This is a genomic window from gamma proteobacterium symbiont of Scutellera amethystina, from assembly GCF_059730845.1.
Window position 1 is genome coordinate 1,474,024 of record NZ_AP035935.1, and the last position, 23,822, is coordinate 1,497,845.

General features: G+C 58.3%; 22 protein-coding genes. 8 read left to right on the top strand and 14 right to left on the bottom strand.

Annotated elements, in window-relative coordinates:
• Nucleotides 1–14: 14 nt before the first annotated feature.
• Nucleotides 15–242, bottom strand: coding sequence for a YejL family protein (locus tag AC6I79_RS06725; protein WP_021509249.1), 228 nt, complete (start codon nucleotides 240–242; stop codon nucleotides 15–17).
• 158 nt (nucleotides 243–400) lie between these two features.
• Here AC6I79_RS06725 and yejK point away from each other — a divergent pair, with 158 nt between their 5' ends.
• On the top strand, nucleotides 401–1,405 hold the full coding sequence (gene yejK, locus AC6I79_RS06730; RefSeq protein WP_021509250.1) for a nucleoid-associated protein YejK: 1,005 nt from the start codon (nucleotides 401–403) through the stop codon (nucleotides 1,403–1,405).
• Between the two features lie 64 nt (nucleotides 1,406–1,469).
• Here yejK and rplY read toward each other — a convergent pair whose 3' ends face one another.
• Nucleotides 1,470–1,754: a 50S ribosomal protein L25 gene (gene rplY / locus AC6I79_RS06735; protein ID WP_159378538.1), complete on the bottom strand. Its 285-nt coding sequence runs from the start codon at nucleotides 1,752–1,754 to the stop codon at nucleotides 1,470–1,472.
• 131 nt (nucleotides 1,755–1,885) lie between these two features.
• Nucleotides 1,886–3,640 carry a DNA repair helicase RadD gene (radD, locus tag AC6I79_RS06740; protein WP_159378537.1) on the bottom strand — a complete coding sequence of 585 codons (1,755 nt, stop codon included), beginning with the start codon at nucleotides 3,638–3,640 and terminating at the stop codon, nucleotides 1,886–1,888.
• 225 nt (nucleotides 3,641–3,865) lie between these two features.
• Here radD and rsuA point away from each other — a divergent pair, with 225 nt between their 5' ends.
• The 3 genes from rsuA (at nucleotide 3,866) to AC6I79_RS06755 (ending at nucleotide 6,452) form a co-directional block, all read left to right on the top strand.
• The gene (gene rsuA / locus AC6I79_RS06745; protein ID WP_021509252.1) at nucleotides 3,866–4,588 is read left to right on the top strand and encodes a 16S rRNA pseudouridine(516) synthase RsuA; all 723 of its coding nucleotides are present in this window, start codon (nucleotides 3,866–3,868) and stop codon (nucleotides 4,586–4,588) included.
• Between the two features lie 12 nt (nucleotides 4,589–4,600).
• On the top strand, nucleotides 4,601–5,794 hold the full coding sequence (locus tag AC6I79_RS06750) for a Bcr/CflA family multidrug efflux MFS transporter (RefSeq protein ID WP_021509253.1): 1,194 nt from the start codon (nucleotides 4,601–4,603) through the stop codon (nucleotides 5,792–5,794).
• 331 nt (nucleotides 5,795–6,125) lie between these two features.
• Nucleotides 6,126–6,452 carry a YejG family protein gene (locus tag AC6I79_RS06755; protein ID WP_021509254.1) on the top strand — a complete coding sequence of 109 codons (327 nt, stop codon included), beginning with the start codon at nucleotides 6,126–6,128 and terminating at the stop codon, nucleotides 6,450–6,452.
• On the opposite strand, the gene yejF is transcribed toward AC6I79_RS06755, so the two are convergent.
• From yejF to yeiP, 9 genes are all read right to left on the bottom strand, one after another.
• Complete coding sequence (yejF, locus tag AC6I79_RS06760) at nucleotides 6,446–8,035, bottom strand: microcin C ABC transporter ATP-binding protein YejF (protein WP_159378536.1); 1,590 nt, start codon at nucleotides 8,033–8,035, stop codon at nucleotides 6,446–6,448. The two genes, AC6I79_RS06755 and yejF, sit on opposite strands and share 7 nt — an antisense overlap.
• Nucleotides 8,036–9,058 (bottom strand): ABC transporter permease, encoded by a 1,023-nt coding sequence (locus AC6I79_RS06765; RefSeq protein WP_159378535.1) that lies wholly within the window; start codon nucleotides 9,056–9,058, stop codon nucleotides 8,036–8,038.
• Nucleotides 9,058–10,149 carry a microcin C ABC transporter permease YejB gene (locus tag AC6I79_RS06770; protein ID WP_159378534.1) on the bottom strand — a complete coding sequence of 364 codons (1,092 nt, stop codon included), beginning with the start codon at nucleotides 10,147–10,149 and terminating at the stop codon, nucleotides 9,058–9,060. Before AC6I79_RS06770 ends, AC6I79_RS06765 begins: the two co-directional genes overlap by 1 nt.
• Nucleotides 10,150–10,159: 10 nt before the next feature.
• Nucleotides 10,160–11,968 (bottom strand): extracellular solute-binding protein, encoded by a 1,809-nt coding sequence (locus AC6I79_RS06775; RefSeq protein WP_159378533.1) that lies wholly within the window; start codon nucleotides 11,966–11,968, stop codon nucleotides 10,160–10,162.
• 65 nt (nucleotides 11,969–12,033) lie between these two features.
• Nucleotides 12,034–13,599, bottom strand: a complete 1,566-nt coding sequence (pdeN, locus tag AC6I79_RS06780) for a cyclic di-3',5'-guanosine monophosphate phosphodiesterase PdeN (RefSeq protein WP_104093086.1) — start codon at nucleotides 13,597–13,599, stop codon at nucleotides 12,034–12,036.
• A gap of 228 nt (nucleotides 13,600–13,827) precedes the next feature.
• The gene (gene mepS, locus AC6I79_RS06785; RefSeq protein WP_031280047.1) at nucleotides 13,828–14,403 is read right to left on the bottom strand and encodes a bifunctional murein DD-endopeptidase/murein LD-carboxypeptidase; all 576 of its coding nucleotides are present in this window, start codon (nucleotides 14,401–14,403) and stop codon (nucleotides 13,828–13,830) included.
• A gap of 514 nt (nucleotides 14,404–14,917) precedes the next feature.
• Nucleotides 14,918–15,625 carry a phosphatase PAP2 family protein gene (locus AC6I79_RS06790; protein WP_159378532.1) on the bottom strand — a complete coding sequence of 236 codons (708 nt, stop codon included), beginning with the start codon at nucleotides 15,623–15,625 and terminating at the stop codon, nucleotides 14,918–14,920.
• A 46-nt stretch (nucleotides 15,626–15,671) separates the two neighbouring features.
• A complete protein-coding gene (locus AC6I79_RS06795; protein ID WP_159378531.1) occupies nucleotides 15,672–16,643 on the bottom strand; it encodes a CobW family GTP-binding protein in 972 nt (323 codons plus the stop codon).
• A gap of 99 nt (nucleotides 16,644–16,742) precedes the next feature.
• Nucleotides 16,743–17,315 carry an elongation factor P-like protein YeiP gene (gene yeiP, locus AC6I79_RS06800; RefSeq protein WP_159378530.1) on the bottom strand — a complete coding sequence of 191 codons (573 nt, stop codon included), beginning with the start codon at nucleotides 17,313–17,315 and terminating at the stop codon, nucleotides 16,743–16,745.
• A 152-nt stretch (nucleotides 17,316–17,467) separates the two neighbouring features.
• Between yeiP and AC6I79_RS06805 the strand changes: the two genes are divergently transcribed.
• From AC6I79_RS06805 to fruA, 4 genes are all read left to right on the top strand, one after another.
• Nucleotides 17,468–17,722, top strand: a complete 255-nt coding sequence (locus AC6I79_RS06805; RefSeq protein WP_058775788.1) for a YkgJ family cysteine cluster protein — start codon at nucleotides 17,468–17,470, stop codon at nucleotides 17,720–17,722.
• 277 nt (nucleotides 17,723–17,999) lie between these two features.
• Nucleotides 18,000–19,130: a fused PTS fructose transporter subunit IIA/HPr protein gene (gene fruB / locus AC6I79_RS06810; protein ID WP_159378529.1), complete on the top strand. Its 1,131-nt coding sequence runs from the start codon at nucleotides 18,000–18,002 to the stop codon at nucleotides 19,128–19,130.
• Entirely contained in the window at nucleotides 19,127–20,065 is a 939-nt protein-coding gene (gene fruK, locus AC6I79_RS06815; protein ID WP_021509266.1) for a 1-phosphofructokinase, read from the top strand. The genes fruB and fruK overlap by 4 nt, the downstream gene beginning before the upstream one ends.
• Before the next feature lie 16 nt (nucleotides 20,066–20,081).
• Nucleotides 20,082–21,779, top strand: a complete 1,698-nt coding sequence (gene fruA / locus AC6I79_RS06820; RefSeq protein WP_058769933.1) for a PTS fructose transporter subunit IIBC — start codon at nucleotides 20,082–20,084, stop codon at nucleotides 21,777–21,779.
• Between the two features lie 69 nt (nucleotides 21,780–21,848).
• On the opposite strand, the gene nfo is transcribed toward fruA, so the two are convergent.
• Complete coding sequence (gene nfo / locus AC6I79_RS06825; RefSeq protein ID WP_058775787.1) at nucleotides 21,849–22,694, bottom strand: deoxyribonuclease IV; 846 nt, start codon at nucleotides 22,692–22,694, stop codon at nucleotides 21,849–21,851.
• 56 nt (nucleotides 22,695–22,750) lie between these two features.
• A complete protein-coding gene (locus AC6I79_RS06830) occupies nucleotides 22,751–23,797 on the bottom strand; it encodes a YeiH family putative sulfate export transporter (RefSeq protein WP_141495204.1) in 1,047 nt (348 codons plus the stop codon).
• Nucleotides 23,798–23,822: the final 25 nt, after the last annotated feature.

Genomic DNA, 23,822 nt, shown 5'->3' on the forward strand with positions numbered 1-23,822 from the left:
GTCAAATCTGCAATTTAGTGGGCGTTGTCATCGCGCACGGAAGACTGCAGCGCTTCCGCAAACGAGCGGGCGAGGCTGCGGCGCTGGGCCGGTGCGATGTCGGTGTTGATCAAATTGGTCACCATGTTCCCCAACACCATCAGGGAAAGATCGGTTGGCGCTTTGTCTTTTTCAAGAACCTGCGCCAGCTGCGCGAGAAGCTGTTCGACGCGCGCGTCGCTGTAACGGGATGATTGTGGCATATCGTCGACTAATCAAGTGTGAAAACGCGGTATATTACCGTAACAACGCACTTTTTTCCGCAATTTTATCGCAAGCAGAACGATCAGTTTGTGCGCGCAGTTGAAAGCGGCTGCGGGCGGTGTTTGAATACGCGCCTGAGCCAAAAGGAGAGTCTACCATGAGTCTGGATATCGACCAGATTGCCCTGCATCAGTTAGTCAAACGTGATGAAAACCAGCTGGAACTGGTGCTGCGCGATACCCTGTTACCTGCCACGCAGGCGGTGGAAGAGATGGCGGAAGAGTTACACCGCGTCTATAGCGCCAAAAGCAAGGCTTACGGCCTGTTTAATGAAGACAGTGAGCTGGCGGAAGCGCTGCGCAACTGCCGCAAAGGGCAGGATGACTTCCTGGCGTTCAGCCGTGCGGCTACCGGACGCCTGCGCGACGAGCTGAGCAAATACCCGTTCGCCGAAGGCGGCGTGGTGCTGTTTCTGCACTATCGCTATCTGGCGGTGGAGTATCTGCTGGTGGCGGTGCTAAACAGCCAGTCGAGCATGCGCGTTAACGAGCAGCTCGACATCAGCAGCACGCACTATCTGGACATCAACCACGCCGATATCGTGGCGCGTATCGATCTCACCGAGTGGGAAACCAACCCGGAATCCACGCGCTACCTGACCTTCCTGCGCGGACGCGTGGGGCGCAAAGTGGCCGATTTCTTCATGGATTTCCTCGGCGCCAGCGTCGGACTGGACACCAAAGCACAGAACCGCGGGCTGCTGCAGGCGGTAGATGATTACTGTGCCGAGTCCAGCCTGGATAAAAATGAGCGCCAGAACTATCGCCAACAGGTCTACAGCTATTGCAATGAACAGCTGCAGGCGGGCGAGGAGATTGCGCTGGAAGATCTCTCCAGCGAGCTGCCGCCGCTGGGCGAAAAAACCTTTCAGGCGTTTACCCAGGAGCAGGGTTATGAGCTGGAAGAGCATTTCCCGGCCGACCGCAGCACCCTGCGTCAGCTGACGAAATTTGCCGGTAGCGGCGGGGGATTAACGCTTAACTTTGATGCCATGCTGCTGGGCGAGCGCATTTTCTGGGATCCGGCCACCGATACGCTGACCATCAAAGGCACGCCGCCGAATCTGCGCGATCAGCTGCAGCGTCGCACCGGCGGTCAGTGATCGCCAGATTTGCGCCATAAAAAAACGCCGCAGATGCGGCGTTTTTTCGTCAACCCGTTAGCGATTAAGCGCGAACGAAGTCGATGTGGTGCAGTTTTGGCTTGAACGGGTGACGCTGAACAGCCTGAACTTTAACTTTGGTTTCTTTACCGTCAACAATCAGAGTCAGCACGTCGCTGTAGAACTCAGGCTTAGCCTGCATGTTCATCACAGCGTCGTGGTCCAGTTCGATAGAAACCGCAGCGTCTTTACCGCCATAGATGATGGCCGGGAATTTGTTCGCTGCGCGCAGGCGGCGGCTCGCACCCTTACCCTGCTCTTTACGTACTTCTGCATTAATAGTGAACATCTTAAGATCTCTTCTATAGTTCCTGCTACAGGCGACCCAGCAACAGGACGGTTATTCAATACGCTTTTACGGATGCAAAAGCGGGCGGCATTATAGCCGGATTGCCACAGCGGGGCAAATGATTCCGCCGCTTAGCGCAGCTCGTTAGCACGGCGATAGCGTCCCTGATAATCGAACATTTTTTCCCGCACCTGCCAGAAGTGGCCTTTGGCGCGCGCCACCACAAAATCGGGATGGCGCAGCAGCGGCTGCAGCGCCACCACATCAGCGGCGGTCTGCCAGCCGAGCTCCACGCCGGGCGCACGCTGATGTGGCCGCATAAACAGCTGCTCAAAGGCGGTGCGCTGCGCCGGAGTGCGCAGGCGAAAGCGCTCGCTGACGCTGGTGCCATCCTCATCAAAATAGGTGGCTTGCAGCCACTCGCCTTTATCATCGCGTCCGTGCGCCAGCGTCATACCACTGCAGCGCAGTACGCGCGCGTCTTTCAGCTTCAGCGCCGCTTTCAGCATATCATCGGGGTCGGCCAGCACCTTGTCGCACTGCTGGCAGCGGCGCGCGGCGATATCATTTTCTGCACCGCAGTCCGGGCAGCTTTTGAAGCGGAAACGGTAGTCGCACTGCGCGCGATTGCCCTCGTCATCGTCGAGCACGCCCTGACAGCGGCGGCCAAAGTGCTCAATGACGTGGCCATCTTCGGTCGCCTTGCCCCAGAAGGTATTCGCAAAGCCGCAGGCCGGACAAAACACCTGCACCGGCTGGTTATCGCTGGCGCCTTTCGCTGCGCCGACTTCGGGCGTAAAGAGATCGTGCGGGTTTCCGGCGTAATCGAGGATCAGGCAGTCGGTTTTGCCCGGTGCCAGCCGCAACCCGCGACCGACAATTTGCTGATACAGGCTGACCGATTCGGTCGGGCGCAGAATGGCGATCAAATCGACGTGCGGCGCGTCGAAGCCGGTGGTCAGCACCGCCACGTTAACCAGAAACTTAAGCTGCTGCGCTTTGAACTGCTGAATCAGCCGGTCACGCTCTTTCACCGGGGTTTCTGCCGATACCAGCGCACTGTTTTCCGGCAGCAGGCTGAGAATTTCCCGCGCGTGTTCAACGGTTGCGGCAAACACCATCACGCCGCGGCGCGTCTCAGCGAACTCGATGATCTGTCGCATGATCTGCGGAGTTACGCGCTGCTGCTGTTTCAGTTCGCGGTTAAGATCGGCCTCACTGAACAGGCCATTATTCTGCGGGATCAGCCGACTGAAATCGTACTGCACCACCGGCATATCCAGCCGCTCAGGTGGCACCAGAAAGCCATGTTTGATCATATAGCGCAGCGGCAATTCGTAGATGCAGTCGCGGAACAGCGCGTTATCGTCGCCGCGCACCATGCCGTGATAGTGGTACTGGTAAATCCAGCCTTTGCCCAGGCGGAATGGCGTGGCGGTCAGCCCCAGCAGACGCAGCTGCGGATTGTGCTGGCGCAGATGGGCGAACAGCTGCTGATACTGGCTCTCCTCGTTGTCGCTGATGCGATGGCACTCATCGACGATCACCAGCGAAAAGGCGCTGTCAAAACTGGCCAGATTGCGCGCCACCGATTGCACGCTGCCGAATACCACTTTACCGTCGCTCTGCTTGCGCTGCAGGCCCGCGGCGAAGATATCCGCCTGCAAACCATACGCCTGATATTTACTGTGGTTCTGCTCCACCAGTTCTTTGACGTGAGCCAGCACCAGCACGCGACCGCGCGCCAGCCGCGCCAGTTCGGCGATCACCAGGCTTTTGCCGGCGCCGGTCGGCAGCACAATCACCGCTGGCGTGGCGTGGCGGCGAAAATGGGCAACGGTGGCATCAACGGCTTCTTGCTGATAGGGGCGCAGGGTAAACGACATGGGAACCGGCTTTTTCTGGAACGGACGCGCATTATGCCATGAAAGTGGCTGAAACGCAGGATCGGCACTATTAGCAGGCGAAGGTTCAGGCTATACTGCCCACACTTTTTCAACGGTTAACCCTGCTCTCAATTATGCCGTGGCCGCCGCGCTACGCTGTAAATGATTTACCGGGCAAACGCCGTTTCAGTTCCCCTCCGCAGTAACAGGCAAAAAAGCGAATTCATGCGACTCGACAAATTCATATCTCAGCAACTGGAAGTTAGCCGTGCCATCGCCGGCCGTGAAATACGTGGCAGAAAGATCACCATCAATGGCGAAGTGGTGCGCGACACCGCCTATAAAGTCCTGCCGGACGATGCCGTAGAGTACGACGGCAATCCGCTGACGGTGCAGCAGGGCCCGCGCTATTTCATGCTGAATAAACCGCAGGGCTATGTCTGCTCCACCGACGATCCGGATCATCCCACCATTCTCTATTTCATTGAGGAGCCGGCGGCGTTCAAACTGCACGCGGCAGGGCGGCTGGATATTGATACCACCGGGCTGGTGCTGCTGACCGATGATGGTCAGTGGTCGCATCGCATTACTTCTCCGCGCCATCACCTGGAGAAAACCTACCTGGTGGAACTGGAGCAGCCGCTTGACGCGGGGCTGATCGAAAAATTTGCTGCCGGCATTCAGCTGCACAACGAGAAAGATCTGACCAAACCGGCGCAGCTGGAAATCCTCGATGAGAAAGCCGCGCGCCTCACCCTCAGTGAAGGGCGCTATCACCAGGTGAAACGTATGTTTGCGGCGATGGGCAACCACGTCACGGCGCTGCATCGTGAAAGCATCGGTGAGATTGTGCTGGATGAGGAGCTCGGTGAAGGCGAATACCGTGAACTGACCGAGGCGGAAATCAATAGCATCGGCCTGCCGGACGAACTGAAACAGCGTAAATAGCGGGAGACAGCGGTGCGTAAGGAAAAAAATTCACCGGTGGGATTAGTGGTGATTCTGGGATTGCTGGCCATGCTGATGCCGCTCTCCATTGATATGTATCTGCCGGCAATGCCGCAAATCGCCCGTGAATTCGCGGTGTCGGCCGGCAGCGTACAGATGACGCTGAATCTCTACATCCTCGGCTTCGCCATTGGTCAGCTGGTGTATGGCCCGCTGGCGGACAGCTACGGACGTAAACCGGTGATTGTGCTTGGCACGCTGATTTTTGCCTGCGCGGCGGCAGCCTGTGCGCTGTCGCAATCCATTGACCAGCTGATTCTGATGCGTTTCCTGCACGGGCTCTCCGCCGCCGCGGCCAGCGTGGTAATTAACGCCCTGATGCGCGACAGTTATTCGAAAGAAGATTTCTCGCGCATGATGTCGTTTGTCATGCTGATCACCACTATTGCGCCGCTGCTGGCCCCGATCATCGGCGGCTGGCTGCTGCTGCTGTGGAACTGGCACGCCATCTTCTGGACGCTGGCATTGGCCGCACTGATTACCACCGTGCTGGTGGTAACGCAGATCCGCGAAACGCTTAAGCCCGAGCAGCGGCAGCGTTTTCACCTGCGCACCACGCTGAGCAATTTTGTCGCGCTGGTGCGGCACAAACGCGCCTTCAGCTATATGCTGGCAAGCGGCTTCTCGTTTGCCGGGCTGTTTACCTTTCTTAACGCCGGGCCGTTTGTTTACATTGAAGTGAACCATGTGTCGCCGCAGAATTTCGGCTACTACTTTGGCCTCAACGTGGTGTTTCTGTTTGTCATGACGCTGATTAACAGCCGCGCGGTGCGCCGTTTCGGACCGCTGGCGATGTTCCGCCTCGGTCTGCTGATTCAGTTTGCCATGGGCATCTGGCTGCTGATTGTCAGCGCGCTCAACCTCGGTTTCCTGCCGCTGGTGTTTGGCGTGGCAATGTTCATTGGCTGCGTATCGACCGTCTCCTCCAATGCGATGGCGGTAATCCTCGACGAATTTCCCCATATGGCCGGCACCGCATCCTCGCTGGCCGGTACGCTGCGCTTCGGCGTCGGTGCGCTGGTTGGCGCGCTACTGTCGCTGGTCAGCGTCAACAGCGCCTGGCCGATGGTCGCCACCATCGCGCTGTGCGCTACCGTCTCAATCGTGCTGTTCAGCTACGCCGCCCGTCCGCGCCACACCGCGTGATGGCGGCGGGTCGATCCTTAACCTGCTGTTATTTCACCTCCTGATTTGCCCCTCTCCGCGCTCTCGCTATGCTTAATGTTTCCATATTGTGAAAATTAATTGATAAAAAAGTAACGACATTGCGTCTAAAATGATTGTTAAGCGCCGCGTAACGCGGTAAACATAGGCATAAATGCGAGAAAGCTCGCAAATAATAAAGTTGCATCACGCTTTGTGCTTAAAACGAGAAGGCTATCCTTGACGTCCGTATGCTGAGCTTGCCAGGTGGGGATTCACCGCGATGAAGCCGTCCGTTGTGAATAACGTTACTGTCTCTGGGAACCGAAACACTATGCTGCAACTCTCGGTTGTGCATCGTTTACCACAACTTTACCGCTGGTCGCTGGAACATGCCGGCGCCATTGAACGCCAGGAAGCAGCGAACGGCGCGCATGACGGGGATCTGGTCGCGCTGCGCCTGCTGAGCCATGATGGCCATCCGGCGCTGGAGATCCTGCAGCAGCTCCAGGAAACGCTGGCGCAGATTCAGGTCGAGTGCAAAATTGCCGAATGTGAAGGGCAGCCGTGTTTGCTGATTCAGCGCGGCGACGAGAGCGCCACTAACTGTTGTCTGAAAAATCAGGGCGTGGCGATCGCCGAAACATTTGACGGTCACTGAGGCCCGATCTCGCCCTGCGCGGAGGCCAGCAGCTGACGCGTATACTCTGCTGCGGGCGCGTTGAACAGCGCTTCGCATTCACCCTGTTCCACCACTTCACCCTGGCGCAACACCACCAGCTGATGACACAGCGCGCGCACCACCTGCAAATCGTGACTGATAAACAGATACGCCAGCTGATGCTGCTGCTGTAAACGGCGCAGCAGGGTAAGGATCTGCTTTTGCACCGAGCGGTCCAGCGACGAGGTGGGTTCATCCAGCACGATCAGCTGCGGCTGCAGGATCAGCGCGCGGGCAATGGCGATACGCTGGCGCTGACCGCCAGAGAATTCCGCCGGGTAGCGGCTGCGGCTCGCTGCCTCCAGGCCAACCTCTTCCATCACCGCAATGACTCTGGCTTCCTGTTCGGCAGCGCTGAGCTGCGGCTGGTGCACCGCCAGCCCTTCGGCAATCACCTGCTGTACCGTCATGCGCGGATTGAGTGAAGAGTTGGGATCTTGAAATACCACCTGAATGCGCTGGCGCAGCGGCAGTAGCTGCTTCGCGCTCAGCTGATGCAGCGGCTGGCCGTCGAACCAGATCTCGCCGCGCGCAGCAATCAGGCGCAGCAGCGCCAGGCCGGTGGTGCTTTTGCCTGACCCGGATTCGCCGACTAACCCGAGGCTTTCGCCGCGCCGCAGGGTAAAACTGAGATTGTGTAGCGCGGTTTTTTCCGCCACGGTGCGCTTCAGCAGTCCACGGCGAATCGGGAAACCCACCTGCAAATTATTCACCTGCAACAGCGGCGGCGCGTCGATCAGCGGTACCGGTGCGCCGTCCGGCTCGGCGGCCAGCAGCTCGCGGGTATAAGGCTGCTGTGGCTGGCGAAATAGTGCGTCACAGCGGTTGTGTTCCACCTCGCGCCCGTTGCGCATCACCGTCACGCTATGGGCCAGCTGACGCACAATGTTCAGGTTGTGGGTAATGAACAGCATGCCCATGTTCAGTTCGCGCTGCAGTTCGCGCAGCAGCTGTAAAATCTGTGCCTGCACCGTGACGTCCAGCGCCGTAGTAGGCTCATCGGCAATCAGCAGTTTGGGCTGCGTCAGCAAGGCCATGGCGATCATCACGCGCTGGCGCTCGCCGCCGGACAGCTGGTGCGGAAAATCCTGCAGGCGCGTCGCGGCCCGGCGAATGCCTACGCGATCGAGGCAGCTGAGAATCTCAGCGCGCGCCGCTTCACGCCGCATGCCACGGTGCAGCGACAGCACTTCATACAGCTGCTTTTCCACGCTGTGCAGCGGATTGAGTGACACCATCGGCTCCTGAAAAATCATCGCCATCTGGTTGCCGCGCAGCCCGCGCATCTCACGTTCGCTGGCCTGTAACACATCGCGCCCGTCAAACAGGATCTCGCCCTGCGGATAACTCACCGGCGGCTGCGGCAGCAGACGCATAATCGACAGCGCCGTCACGCTCTTGCCCGATCCCGATTCGCCCACCAGCGCCAGCGTTTCGCCGGCGTCGATACGCAGCGAGATATCTTCCACCACGCGGCGCTGCTGAAACGCCACCGCCAGATGATTCACCGTTAACAAACTCATTTAGCGCCCCCGGCTCGGATCAAAGGCATCGCGCACCGCTTCGCCGATAAAAATCAGCAGCGACAGCAGCAGGGCGAGGGCGAAGAAGCCGGAAAGGCCAAGCCACGGTGCCTGTAAATTGTTTTTTCCCTGTAGCAGCAGTTCGCCCAGCGACGGCGAGCCCACCGGCAGGCCGAAGCCGAGAAAATCCAGTGAGGTCAACGTGGTGATCGAACCGCACAGGATAAACGGCAGAAAGGTGAGCGTGGCAACCATGGCGTTGGGCAACATGTGGCGCAGCATGATGCGGCTATCGCTCACGCCCAGCGCGCGTGCGGCGCGGATATAGTCAAAGTTGCGCGTGCGCAGGAACTCGGCGCGCACGACGCTCACCAGGCTCATCCAGCCGAAGATCACTGTCAGCAGTAACAGCCACCAGAAATTGGGCTGAATCACGCTGGAGAGTAGAATCAGCATGAACAGCGTCGGCATGCCGGACCACACTTCAATCAATCGCTGGCCGATGAGGTCAACGCGGCCGCCAAAGTAGCCCTGCAGGGCACCCACCACAATGCCAATCACGCTGGAGAACAGCGTTAACAGCAAACCGAACAGCAGCGAGATGCGCGTGCCGTACAGCAGACGCGCCAGTACATCGCCACCGTTAGCATCGGTACCCAGCCAGTTTTGCGCCGACGGCGGTGACGGGAAGGGCACGTCGGTGGCGAAATGAATGGTGCTGTCGCTGAAGCGGATAGGAGCCCATAGCGCCCAGCCCTGCTGGACAATACGTTGTTTCAGCCACGGATCCTGATAATCCGCCGCCGTGGCAAACTGGCCGCCAAAATCACTCTCGCTGTAGTTAAACAGCAGCGGTGCGTACCAGCGCTGCTGGTAATGCACCAGCAGCGGTTTGTCATTGGCTAATAATTCCGCGCCCAGCGACAGCACAAAGATGAGCAGAAACAGCCATAGCGACCAGTAGCCGCGCCGGTTATGACGAAAGCGCTGCCAGCGCTGCTGGTTAACGGGAGATAAACGCATCAGCGGCCCTCAAAATCAATGCGTGGATCGACCAGCGTATAGGTCAGATCGCTGAGAATATTCATCAGCAGGCCAATCAGCGTAAAGATATACAGCGTGCCGAACATCACCGGATAGTCGCGCTGAATGGTGGCATCATAGCCGAGCAGCCCCATGCCGTTGAGTGAGAACATCACCTCGATCAGCACCGAGCTGGTGAAAAACATACTGATAAAGGTGGCGGGAAACCCGGCGATCACCAGCAGCATGGCGTTTCGGAACACGTGGCCGTAGAGGATGCGCTTCTCATCCAGGCCCTTGGCGCGCGCCGTGACGACGTACTGTTTGCGCACCTCATCAAGGAACGAATTTTTCGTCAGCATGGTCAGGGTAGCAAAGCCGCCAATCACCGTAGCCAGCACCGGCAGGGTGATATGCCATACATAATCGCTGATTTTGCTGTACCACGGCAGCGTGTCAAACTGCGGCGAAGTGAGGCCGCGGAGCGGGAACCAGTCGAGATAGCTGCCGCCGGCAAACAGCACAATCAGCATGATGGCAAACAAAAACGCCGGAATAGAGTAGCCGATGATGATAAAGATGCTGCTCCAGATATCAAACGCGCTGCCGTTGCGCACCGCTTTTTTGATGCCCAGCGGAATCGACACCAGATAGATGATCAGCGTGCTCCACAACCCGAGGCTGATCGACACCGGCAGGCTCTCTTTAATCAGCTGCAGCACCGTGGCGTTACGAAACAGGCTGTCGCCAAAGTCAAAACGCAGGTAATTCCACAGCATTTCGCCATAGCGCTGCAGCAGGGGCTTATCGAAGCCGTAGCGATGGGTTATTTCTGCCACCACCTCCGGATCCAGCCCGCGCGCGCCGCGGTACTGGCTGTCGCCGGGATTGTCGCGCACCAGCGCACCGCGCGCGCCGCTGTCACTGCCGCCGCCGCCAGGCAGACCGGTGCTATGACCAAACTGGATGTTGGCCAGCGCCTGATCGACCGGACCGCCCGGCGCAATCTGTACGATAAAGAAATTCAGGGTGATGATGGCCCACAGCGTGGGAATAATCAGCAACAGCCTGCGCAGGAAATAAGCACCCAAACCGCTCTCCTCAGCGTCGATCGGCCGGTAAACGACCGGCTTTGTTCACATCGTACCACCAGTTTTCCAGCCCGGTGGCAAACGCCGGTTTAATCTGCGGATGGGAAAACTTGTCCCACCAGGCCAGTCGCTGCTCGGCGTTGTACCACATCGGAATCATGTAGGCGTTCCACAGCAGCAGGCGATCCAGCGCCTGACCGAGCGGCAGCAGCGCTTTTTCATCGCCCTGATGCGCCACGATCTGCTGCACGAAATGGTCGACCAGCGGATCTTTTACCCGCGCGGTGTTCCACGATGAGCTGATGTAATCCGACTGCCAGACATACTGCAGGCTGGTGGAGGGCCACGGCATCGCCTGATAAAGCGACGGAATCATGTCGTAATCGCCCTCGCGCAGCCGGCGCAGATATTGCGAACTGTCCACCTGACGTAGCGTCATCGTAATGCCAAGCCGTGCCAGGCTGTGCTGGAACGGCAGCGCCCAGTCGTTCAGAGAACCGCTGCGCAGCAACAGTTCAAACTGAAACGGCTGGCCGGTTTTCACGTTTACTAACTGCTGGTTTTTGATCTGCCAGCCGGCCTGCTTCAGCAGCGCCATCGCCCGCAGCAGATTGTTGCGGTCAAAGCCGCTGCCGTCAGAGTGCGGCGGCGCGTAGGCGTTGTTAAAGACCTCGGCAGGCAGCTGCGCCTTGTAGGGCGCGAGCAGGACCAGCTGATCGGCGTCAGGATAGCCTCTGGCGGCGTAAGCGGTGTTCTGGAAGTAACTGTCGGTCCGCTTGTAAGCGCCGTAGAACAGCGCTTTGTTCATCCACTCAAAATCAAACGCCAGCGTCAGCGCCTCACGCACCCGGCGGTCGGCGAACAATGCTTTCTCGTTATTGAACGCCAGCCAGCGCGTGTCGGTGGCGACGTCATTCGGCGTGGTGGCTTTCACAATGGCGTGGCTGGTGAAGTTGCGCCCGCGATATTGTGTGGCCCATTTCTTCGCCGAACTCTCCTCGCGCAGGTCATAGGCACCGGCCTTAAACGCTTCAAAAGCCACGTTGTCATCGAGATAGTAATCGTAGCGCAGGGTATCAAAATTAAAGCGACCGCGGTTCACCGGCAGATCGGCCGCCCAGTAGTTCTTCACCCGGCTATATTGGATGAACTGGCCGGATTTGTACGAAGTGACGCGGTAAGGCCCGCTGGCGAGCGGCGGATAGCCAATCGGCTCATTGAATTTTTTGTTCTGCCAGAATTTTTCCGGCAGCACCGGCAGCGTGATCCAGCTCAGCACCAGGTCTTTATCTGGTTTGGGCATCTCAATGCGCACCGTCAGCCGGTTCAGCGCTTTCACCTGCACGCCACGAAACGCCACGCGAAACTGCGGCACGCCTTCGGTCATGAATTTGCTGAAGGTGAAGGCGACATCCTGTGCGGTGATCGGCGTACCGTCCTGAAACTGCGCGTGCGGATTGATCGACACCTCCATCCAGTGATAATCGCTGGGATAGCGTGCTGATTCGGCGATCAGCGGATAGTAGCTGCCCGGCTCATCGTCTGAGGTGGTAAACAGGCCGTCGTACAGCGTGTCAGTGCCGATACCGGGATTGCCGCGCGACGCATAGCGGTTGAAGTTGTCGTAAGTGCCCACCACGGCGAGGGTGATCTTGCCGCCTTTTGGCGCCGCCGGATTGGCGTAATCATAATGGCTGAAGTTGACCGCGTATTTCGGTTCGCCCAGCTTCGCAAAGGCATAGCTTTCATGGATAGTGACCGCGTGCACCGGCGCAATGGCGCTGCACATCAGTAGTGCTGTGGCAAGACGAAGCAGCATAAGTGGGGCGCTCTCCTGTGGTAATCCGCACTGTATGGTAGCAGTTTCATGCGCGGTACGTGACGTTAACCCAAACTGGCCTGGCTCTGATAGTAGCTGATCAGCTTTTCCGGGCGCAGCGGGCGGCTAAACAGATACCCCTGCAGATGTGTGACGCCCCGGTTAACCAGCCAGGCCGCCTGGTCGCCGGTTTCCACGCCTTCCGCCACGGTTTTCAGGTTGAGTTTCTTTGCCAGCAGCAACACGGTGTCAAGTACCGGCGAGGTTACGGTTTCGGTGCCGATACTCTGCACAAAGCCGCGATCGATTTTCAGGTAGTCGAACGGATATTTTTCCAGGTAGATCAGCGCGCTATGGCCAGTGCCGAAATCATCGATGGCAATCTTGAAATTGTGTTCATGCAGCCAGGCGAAGATTTCGCCGGCGTTCTTCTCCCGCACCATGGTGCGCTCAGTGATTTCAAATACATAGTTAAAATGATCGGCGGGCATACTGGCGATCCACGCTTGCACGTCGCGGCGAAAACTGGCCGATGCCAGATGCTGCGGTGACATATTCAGACTGAGACGGGTGCCGCGCGGCAGTTGCTGACAGAGAAAACGCGCGTCGCGCGCTACCAGGCTGAACAGATGTTGGGTCAGAGGAATAATCAGGTTCTGCGCTTCGGCGTGGCTGATAAATACATCGGGTGGGATCATGCCTTCAACCGGGTGAGTCCAGCGCAGCAGCGCTTCAACGCCATAGGGTTTGCCGTTGTGTGCCGTTACCAGCGGCTGATACTCAACGTGAAACTGACCGCGCCGGATGCCGAGCAGGATTTCACGTCCCGGTCGCTGATGCAGCGACAGCAGCAGCCAGCTGATTGCGGCAACCAGCAGCGCCAGCAGCAGGCCGGTCAGCAACGCCAGCGTGTAATCGCGTGAGGCCAGCGTGCTGCCGTAAAGCACAAAGCGCATGCTGCCGTCATCAAGCGTCAGGTCGGTGAGGGCGGGCGGCAGATCGCGGCTGCGCACCACCTGGCTGGTGCCGCTGAGCAGCGCGCTGTCGCCTGCCACCAGCGCCATGCGCGTGATTTCGGGATGGTAAGAGGCCAGCAGCTGGTAAGGCGTCATGCTGAGGTTCATTGTGGCGAGGATGCCGGTTTCGCTCGCTCCTGGACTTTTCAGCCACAGCGCCAGCGCTGGCTTGGCGGGCTGCAGCGGTGTGCCGGGCAGCAGGCGGACGTCACGGTCGCGCTCCAGCTCTGAATCGGGTGAAATGGCGCTGGCGGCCAGCAGAAATGCGCCGGTAGCCGAAGAGCAGTAAGCGTTGCCGTCGCGTACCAGTAATATCGCGCGAATGTTGCCGGCAAAGGCGGCGCGAGAGGTCAGCTCACGGTTGACACTGTTGCAGCTGAGTTGAGTGTATTGCTGCAGTGGATAAAGGCTCTCGACCAGGGTTGACATCACCTGTTGCAGATCGTCACGGCTGTGAGCCAGCAGCTGCTGGTGTTGCTGGACGCGTTTTTGCCAGGTCAGCGTGAGCAGGACGGTGACAAACAGGATAAAAAACGCGACCCCAATAATTACGCTACTCCAGGCGATGCGCCGCGAGTAGCTGGCATGACGATTTAACGTCCCCGACAGTGGCATGGAGTTGGTTCCCCTGATCTTGCCCTTTTTATTATAAAAACGCATACAACTGTGCTGGTTCAAGGCAACGAGAATATAACGAGGCTGCGCGAAAAGTCTCGTTATATTTTTGATTCACAATTACTTTTTCCGCCATGGATTTGGCTTAAGCAACCGCAGACGAAAAAAAAACGCTGCCGGGGCAGCGTTTTCAGATTCTCTGGCTGAGAACATCAGGAAGGAAGGGGGTTAACTGGGGTTTTTTGCCAGTACCCGACGCGCTTCGCGGTAGCGGTTTTTCCAGTAACTGTCGTTAAGGCTGGAAATCATCACGCCGCTGCTGGTAGACGCGTGTACAAAATTGTCGTTGCCGAGATAGATGCCGACATGGCGACCGGTGGAGCCGGCGCGGAACAGCACTAAATCACCCGGACGCAGTTTACTGCGTGAAATCTCTTTACCGCTGTCCTGCTGTTCCGATGTGGAACGCGGCAGCTCTAAACCAAACTGTTCGCGAAAGGTGCGCTGAACAAAAGCAGAACAGTCAATGCCGCGTTTGGTGTCGCCGCCTAAGCGATAACGCACACCTTTCCAGTCACTGTACTGCTCCATGATGCGGGACTTAACGTCCACGTTCTGCACCATTTGTTCAAATTCGTCCTGAGACGCCTGAAGTAAAAAACCATTCTGGTTGTTAACTTCATGATTCTCGTTATTCGCGTTCTGACCGTTATGGGTACTGCTACATGCCGATAAGAGGGTTGCTAATGCTACTGCGGGAATAATCCGCCTGAGGTATCTCAGAATTGGTTGAGACTTGACCATTGTACGTGTTTTCCTTCGATGTCCTTACGACAGAATGTCGCCAGCCAGATGACAAAACGGGTTGAGATTAATAAGTGCGACCCTCTAAGACAATTCCTTAATTACTAAAATGTGTTAATGCACACATTTTTGTTGCTTAAGGTACCGAATTTTATGCTGCACGGTAGTAATCGGAGTTGAGGTTAACCGATTACAGACCGCGTGGCGAGTGCTTTTATATAAATTTTTATAGGTTTTTTTGATGTGAAATCAATCTGTAACACAACGGTTACTTTATCAACAACTGGTAGCGATTTAAGCGTCAATTAACGGCAGGAACAGCGGCTAATTCTGGCGCTCAGGGAGATTTTAAGAGGGTTCTGACTGGACAGGCCAGGAATAACGCCATTGTCAGACGATTTGACGCATAGGTTTTTCTTTTATCAGAAAACGCTTAGTTCGCTAATAATTTATTGCAGGATTAAATAAGCGCAGGCGATCTTAAAAACAGGAAATAATCGCCTGCGCTAAACTATTACGCCTGGGGTTTATATTTTCCGGGCAGCGAACGATAGAGCCAGTTCACCAGTTTGTCGCTGGCCGGTGTTAATAACCACCAGCTCAGGCCCACCAGCACCACCGACAGCGAACCGACCGCGATATCGGTAAACCAGTGTGCGCCTGCCATTACGCGCGGCAGGGAAAAGACCACCACAATCAGCAGGCCCATCAGGAAGGCGCGGAAGCCGAAATAGCGCCACATAAAGCAGGCGAAGATAATCAGCATCATGCCGTGGTCGCCGGGGAAGCTGTCTCTGGACGCATCTTTTGCCGGAATGCCGGTCAGTTCGCTGACGCGATGCACGTTATCAAAGAACAGCGTCGGGCTGGCATGCTTAACCGGCAGCAGGTGGCCCAGCTGGTTAAGAATCACCGCCGTCAGCAGCATGGTGATACCAATCGCCAGCATACGACGTCGGCCCTGCGGCGTTTCGCGGCGCCAGAACCACAGATAGAGCAGGCCCATCGCCAGCAGCGACACCGCATCAAAACCGCGGAAATTGGTGATCGCCACCAGCAGCGCAAAGCCGTGATGGTCGACCATCTGGTCGTTAAAGCCAAAAAAGATGCCTTTGTCGAGAGCGAACCAGAACCCGTGCTCCGGCGGCAGATACCACGACATAAATAGCATCACACCCAGCGCATTCAGCAGCAGGATGGTAATCAAACGAGAAGTGCGCATAAAAGTAACTCAAAAGGAAAAAAAATAACGGGCAAACCTACCGCAGCTAATTTAAACGAATCTTCAACAGGGCAGTCTGCAAGGCGTTCCAGTCGGTGGCCTGATGGTGGATCAATTCGATACGGCTATCCGGCGGCGTGACCGGGCGCGTTTCAATGAACAGGTCTTCGCCCTGACGGTTAATGCTGACCAGACCGTCTGCGGTTCGCAGCACGCCTTTCACGCGATCCACCGGCGCAAGCCGCGCCCACTCTAAAGCCGGAATGGTATCGAACACCGTGTCACCATCGAAAATCCAGCCACAGGAAGCATAGCCCTGACCTTCATTTAACGCACGACGCCAGCGCGCTTCGCCTTCCAGTTTCAGCGCCGCCAGCCCCTGCGGACGTGACGAATGATGATGATGCGCGGCATCGGGTACCGCACGATCCGCCAATGCCGGCTGACTCAGCAACGCCGGATCAATGTTGCCCCAGCTGGCTTCCACCAGTTGACGGTCGCCTAAATGCTGCTGCCAGCTCGCCAGCCGCTGGCGATCTTCCGCATCCCACTTGTCGCTCTTGTTGGCGATGATGATGTCTGCGGCGATCAGCTGGTCGCGAAAGTTTTCATTCTCCGTGACGCGCGTATCGGCTAACTGACGCGGATCGAGCAGCGTCAGCGTGGCGTCCACGCGGATCCACGGCTGATAGACCGCCGCGCGCAGCATATTCAGTAACTGTTTAGGATGGCCGAGGCCGGTAGGTTCGATGATCAGGCGGTCCGGCCTGGTCTGCTTCAGCAGCATATTCAGCCCGACCTGCAGCGGCAGGCCGTTGACACAGCACATACAGCCGCCGGGGATCTCTTTCAGCGTGGCGCCGCGATCGGCGAGCAGCGCGCCGTCGATGCCAATCTCGCCAAATTCGTTGACCAGAATGGCCCAGTTCTCACTGGCCGGTTTGTGCGCCAGCAGGTGTAACAGGGTGGTGGTTTTACCGCTACCGAGAAAGCCGGTAATCAGGTTCACGCGCGTCATGATTTACTCCGTTAAAATAGCCGCGCCGGACAACCGCATCCGGCGCGCAGGCTGTTGTTATACTATAACAATCAACCGCCGCCGGAGAAAATCGTGCGCTTAATCGGCGCGTCCCATATAACGACGCTCGGCAATATGGATACGGATGCGATCGCCATTGCTCAGGTACTCCGGCACCTGAATCGACAGCCCGGTGTTCATGCCCGCCGGTTTGGTGCGCGCACTGGCGGATGCCCCTTTGATGCCGGGAGAGGTATCAACGATCTCCATGTCTACCGTCTGCGGCAGTTCCAGCGCCAGCACCTGGCCATCCATGGTGAGTACCTGGATACCGGGAATGCCGCCTTCCGGAATAAACAGCAGCTCTTCTTCGATCTGATCTTTTTTAAAGCTGTACGGCGTGTAATCTTCGTCATCCATAAACACGTATTCGTCGCCGTCGATGTATGAGAAGGTCACCGCGCGGCGGCTAAGCTGGATGGCATCAATAATGTCGTCACCCTTGAAGCGCTCTTCAACTTTCAGGCCGGTGCGCACATCGGTGAAACGCATCTTATACAGCGTGGCGGCACCACGCGCGCTCGGGCTCTGGACATCGATATCCTTCACCAGCAACAGTTTACCGTTCCAGGTGACGGCCATTCCTTTTTTGATTTCGTTTGCCTTTGGCATAATGCTTGACTCGCTATAACCAGGTAGATGCGCGCCAACTTACTCGCGCGGTGAAAAACAGGCAAGTGAGGCCGGTGAAAATTGTTGGTCGCGCATAGAATTCCGCGGTGCAGACTGCTATTGTCGGCCGCTAATCTTTGCAGGAGCGCATGATGTTGTGTCGAGACCAGTGCGGTGCCTGTTGCACAGCCCCCTCCATCTCTTCCCCCATTCCGGGTATGCCTGACGGCAAACCGGCCAATACCCGCTGCGTGCAGCTCGACGAACAGCAGCGCTGCAAAATTTTTGGCTCGCCGCTGCGTCCGGCGGTGTGTGCCGGTTTACAGCCACAGGCGGAGATGTGCGGCAGCAGCCGCGCCGATGCCATGATCTACCTGCTGCAGCTGGAAGCCGATACCGCGCCCTGAGTTTAAGCTGACGCGAGCTGAACAGCACGCTCGTCACAGGCACCGCGTTACAGCAACGCGTCAGCGCGCCCGCTGTGAAAAATCCTAAATCCGCCGCGAAGTGTGCGGAGCATCAAAAATCTGCTACGCCGATTGCGCATTTTCTTGCCTGTAATCGGGGGCTGTACCATATTCCCTGAAACGTTTCAGCGTTGTCCTCCCGGCTAAGTCCGTGTCGCACAGCGTATTTTTTCGCCATCAGGCTGAAACGATTCACTTTCAGCAAGCGAGGAGAAATATGTTCCAGCTCGAAGTTCAGGCCATTCACACCGGCGCCAGCGCGTCCGATAAAGAACAGGCCATTCGTCAGGTTGCCGCTGCGCTTACCGCAGCCGGAAATGTGGCCGAAGGCTACGTCGATGGCATGCTGGCGCGCGAACAGCAAACCACCACCTTTCTCGGCAACGGCATCGCCATTCCGCACGGCACCACCGATACCCGCGATCTGGTGCTGAAAACCGGCGTGCAGGTTTATCAGTTTCCGCAGGGCGTGGACTGGGGCGATGGCCAGACGGCGTACGTCGCCATCGGCATTGCCGCTAAATCTGACGAGCACCTCGCGCTGCTGCGCCAGCTGACCCACGTATTAAGCGATGACAGCATCGCTGAGCAGCTGAAATCCGCCTCTGCTGAAGAGCTGCGTGCGCTGCTGATGGGTGAAAAACAGGCCGCTGAATTCCAGTTTGATACCTCGCTGATCGCCACCGACGTGGCTGCCAGCGATCTGATGACGCTGCAGGCGCTGAACGCCGGGCGTCTGCAGGCGGCCGGTGCCGTTGACGCCAGCTTTGTCGCGGACGTCGTCTCGCACGCGCCGCTCAGCCTCGGTCAGGGCATCTGGCTGAGCGACAGCTCGCACGGCAACCTTAACAGCGCGGTGGCAGTGAGCCGCAGCGCGACGCCGCTGACGCATCAGGGCGAACCGGTAGCGCTGCTGCTGACGGTCGCCGCCACCGATCAGCGCCCGCTTGAGGTGTTGGGTTACCTCAGCAATCTGCTGCTGAACAAGCAGGCTGAACGCCTGCTGAAGGCGGACGCGGCAGGTATTCTCGCGCTGCTGACCAGCGAAGTTGATGAAGCTGCGGACGTCTTAACCGCGGAATTCACCATCCGCAACGAGCACGGTCTGCATGCGCGTCCGGGCACCGCGCTGGTGAGCGTGATCAAGCAGTTCAACAGTGATATCACCGTGACCAATCTCGACGGCAGCGGTAAGCCGGCTAATGGGCGCAGTCTGATGAAGGTGGTCGCGCTGGGCGTGAAGAAAGGCCATCGTCTGCGTTTCACCGCCAGCGGTGACGATGCGCAGCAGGCACTGCACGCTATCGAAGAAGCCATTAATAGCGGTCTGGGCGAGGGGGCAGCATGAGTCGTCGCGTTGCCACTATCACCCTGAACCCGGCGTACGATCTGGTCGGCTACACGCCGGAGATCGAGCGCGGCGAAGTTAACCTGGTCAAAACCACCGGGCTGCACGCTGCGGGTAAAGGCATCAATGTCGCCAAAGTGCTGAAAGATCTCGGTATCGACGTCACCGTCGGCGGCTTCCTCGGCAAAGAGAATCAGGACGGCTTTCAGCAGCTGTTCAGCGAACTCGGCATCGCTAACCGTTTTCAGGTGGTGCAGGGCCGTACCCGCATTAACGTTAAGCTGACGGAAAAAGACGGCGACGTCACCGACCTCAATTTCTCGGGCTTTGACGTCACGCCACAGGACTGGGACCGCTTCACCGCCGACTCGCTGACCTGGCTGGGCCAGTTCGATATGGTGTGCGTCAGCGGCAGCCTGCCAGCCGGCGTTGCGCCGGACGCGTTCACCAAATGGATGAGCGATCTGCGCACCCACTGCCCATGCATCATTTTTGACAGCAGCCGTGAAGCGCTGGTGGCCGGTCTGAAAGCGGCACCGTGGCTGGTAAAACCCAATCGCCGCGAGCTGGAGATCTGGGCCGGCCGCAAGCTGCCGACGCTGCAGGATGTGATTGACGCCGCGCACCAGCTGCGCGAGCAGGGCATTGCCCACGTGGTGATCTCCCTCGGTGCGGAAGGTGCGCTGTGGGTCAATGCCTCTGGCGAATGGATCGCCAAACCGCCTGCGTGTGAAGTGGTCAGCACCGTAGGCGCCGGAGATTCGATGGTTGGCGGCCTGATTTATGGCCTGCTGATGCGGGAATCCAGTGAACACACGCTGCGTCTGGCGACGGCGGTGGCGGCCATGGCCGTCAGCCAGAGCAACGTCGGCGTGACCGATCGTACCCAGTTGGCCGCGATGATGGCGCGCGTCGACTTACAACCCGTTAACTAACAGCAGGAGAGCGATAATGAAAACGCTGCTGATAAAAGATTCGTCACTCGGCCTGGCATCAGGCCATTTAGCCTCGGAACGTCTGCAGGCGGCGGCAGGGCAGGCGGGACTGACGCTGGTCGACAGCGCCGCGGACGCCGAACTGGTGCTGGTGATTGGCCAGCAGGTTACCGACAACGCGCAGCTCGCCGGCAAGTCCGTTGCCCTCGTGGACGTGCAGCAGGCGCTGCGCGATCCGCAGGCGGCGCTGGCGCTGGCTAAAGATGCGGCGCAACCGTGGCAGCCGGCTGCGGCAACCCCGGCGGCAAGTGCACCGGCGCAGAGCTCCGGGCAGAAACGTATTGTGGCCGTCACTGCCTGTCCGACCGGCGTGGCGCATACCTTCATGGCAGCCGAGGCGATTGAAGCGGAAGCCAGCAAGCGCGGCTGGTGGGTAAAAGTGGAAACCCGCGGCTCAGTCGGCGCCGGCAACCCGATCACCCCGGAAGAAGTGGCGGCGGCCGATCTGGTGATCGTTGCGGCGGATATCGACGTTGACCTGGCGAAATTTGCCGGCAAGCCGATGTACCGCACCTCCACCAGTCTGGCGCTGAAGAAAACCGCACAGGAGCTGGATAAAGCGCAGGCGGAAGCCAAAGTCTGGCAGCCTTCCGGCAACCAGGCGGCAGCCAGCCAGAGCGACAGCAAAGAGAAAGCCGGTGCCTATCGGCATCTGCTGACCGGCGTATCTTATATGCTGCCGATGGTGGTCGCCGGCGGTCTGAGCATTGCGCTGTCATTCGCCTTTGGGATTACCGCGTTTAAAGAGCAGGGCACCTTAGCCGCGGCGCTGATGCAGATCGGTGGCGGCAGCGCCTTTGCGCTGATGGTGCCGGTGTTGGCGGGCTTTATCGCCTTCTCGATTGCTGACCGTCCGGGCCTGACGCCAGGTCTGATTGGCGGCATGATCGCCACCAGCATCAACGCCGGTTTCCTTGGCGGCATCATCGCCGGTTTCATCGCCGGTTACGCCGCGAAACTGCTGAGCAGCAAAGTGAAGCTGCCGCAAAGTATGGAAGCGCTGAAGCCGATTCTGATCATTCCGCTGGTGGCCAGTCTGATTACCGGCCTGCTGATGATTTACGTGGTAGGCAAACCGGTTGCTGGCATCATGAGCGGCCTGACCAGCTGGCTGGCGAACATGGGCACTGCTAACGCGGTCCTGCTGGGCGCGATTCTGGGCGGCATGATGTGTACCGACATGGGCGGTCCGGTGAACAAAGTGGCTTACGCGTTTGGTGTTGGTCTGCTGAGTTCGCAAACCTACGCGCCGATGGCCGCGATCATGGCGGCCGGTATGGTGCCACCGCTGGCGATGGGGCTGGCAACGCTGGTAGCGCGTCGTAAGTTCAATAAAGGTCAGCAGGAGGGCGGTAAAGCCGCGCTGGTACTCGGCCTGTGCTTTATCTCCGAAGGTGCCATTCCGTTTGCGGCGCGTGATCCGATGCGCGTGCTGCCATGCTGTATCGTGGGTGGCGCAGTGACCGGGGCTATCTCCATGGCGATGGGGGCCAAACTGATGGCGCCGCACGGCGGGCTGTTCGTCCTGCTGATTCCAGGCGCCATTACCCCGGTGCTGGGTTACCTGCTGGCGATTGTGATTGGTACGCTGATTGCGGGTCTGGGCTATGCGATTCTGAAACGTCCGGAAGAGGAACTGGCCAAAGCCGCGTAACGGCAGCCAGGAACAACAAAGGGAGCCGCGGCTCCCTTTGTTATTGGCGACAGGCCCCGGTTAAACCCGTTACGCCTGCTGCTCGGCCTTCAGCCAGGCAATTTCATCCTTCCAGATATCCGGATTGATGGTTTCGAGAATCATCGGGATACCGTCAAAACGCGCATCCTTCATCAGCCAGCTAAACGCGGTCTTGCCAATGTTGCCCTCGCCGAGGCTGTGATGGCGATCCACGCGGCTGCCGAGCGTGCTTTTGGCATCGTTAAGGTGCATACCGCGCAGATACTGGAAGCCTACCACGCGCTCAAACTCGGCAAAGGTGGCTTCACAGGCAGCTTCGCTGCGTAAATCATATCCGCCAGCGAAGGCGTGGCAGGTGTCGATGCATACGCCGACGCGCGATTTATCCTCGACGTGGTCAATAATCGCCGCGAGGTGTTCAAAGCGGAAACCGAGGTTGCTGCCCTGGCCGGCGGTATTCTCAATCACCGCTACCACGTTGTGGGTTTTATCCAGCGCAATGTTGATCGACTCGGCGATGCGCTTCAGGCAGGCATCTTCATCAATCTGCTGCAGGTGGCTGCCGGGATGGAAGTTGAGCAGCGTCAGACCAAGCTGTTCGGCGCGCTGCATCTCATCGATAAACGCCTCGCGCGATTTCTCCAGCGCGTCCATCACCGGGTGGCCGAGGTTAATCAGATAGCTGTCGTGCGGCAGGATTTGCGCGGCACTAAAGTTGTATTGATCGCAGGCGGTTTTAAAGGCGTCGATCACCTGCGCAGAGAGCGGCGCGGCTTTCCACTGGCGCTGATTTTTAGTGAACAGCGCAAAGGCTGTGGCTTCGATTTCATGGGCACGGATCACTGCCTGGTCTACGCCGCCGGATGCGCTTACGTGTGCGCCGATATATTTCATGCCGCTCTCCTGAATGGGCGATTGCTGATGCAAAACGCCCATGATAGCGGATGCGCTTACGCCATGAAATGTTGCACCAGCACATTCAGTGCGCCGCCGCCAAGAATCAGCCAGATAAACATCAGCAGACCAAGCAGCAGCGGTTTGACGCCCGCCTGCTTCAGCGCGCCGAAACGGGTGGTTAAGCCCAGCGCCGCCATCGCCATCGCCAGCAGCAGATTCGCCAGCTGATTCAGTCCCGACACCACCGGCGGTGGCAGCAGGTGCAGCGAGTTAAACAGCGCCACCACAATAAACAACAGGGCAAACCACGGAAAGCGGATCGGCTGCTGTGCCTGACGCTGGTGGCTGCGCTGGCGCTGCAGCCAGCTGCCGAGGATCAGCAGAAACGGTGCCAGCATCATCACCCGCAGCATCTTGGCGATGACTGCCGTGTTCTCCGTTTCCGCGCCCATCGCATGGCCGGCCGCCACTACCTGCGCCACTTCGTGCAGCGTCGAGCCGGTAAAGACGCCAAAGTGCTGCGCGCTGACCTGCGGCAGCAGCGTCCAGAGAAACGGGTACAGCACAATGCCGACGGTGCCAAACAGCACCACGGTGGCCACCGCGACCGCCACTTTCGACGGTGCGGCTTTGATCACCGGTTCACTTGCCAGCACCGCTGCCGCACCGCAAATGCTGCTGCCGGCACCAATCAGCCACACGGTTTCGCGATCCATTTTCAGTAAACGGATGCCGATCAGGCAGGTGATCAGAAAGGTTGAGCTCAGCACCAGCACATCAATCAGCACGCCGCTGACGCCGACATCGGCGATCTGCTGCACGGTGATGCGGAAGCCGTAAAGAATGATGCCGAGGCGCAGCAGACGCTGTTTGGCCAGCAGCACCCCACTGTCGCACGGGGTCGCAACGCGGGGATACAGGCTATTACCCAGCACGATGCCGATAATGATGGCCAGCGTCAGCGCGCCGAATCCCGCGCCAGCCAGCCACGGCTGACTGGCCAGCCACGCGGCACCTGCGGCGATGGCGGCGGTCAGCAGCAGTCCCGGCAGCCAGCGATGAACATGAAAAGGGGTTTTGTTGACGCTTAGTTCAGCCATAATACGCTTCTCCTCAGTGAGGCTT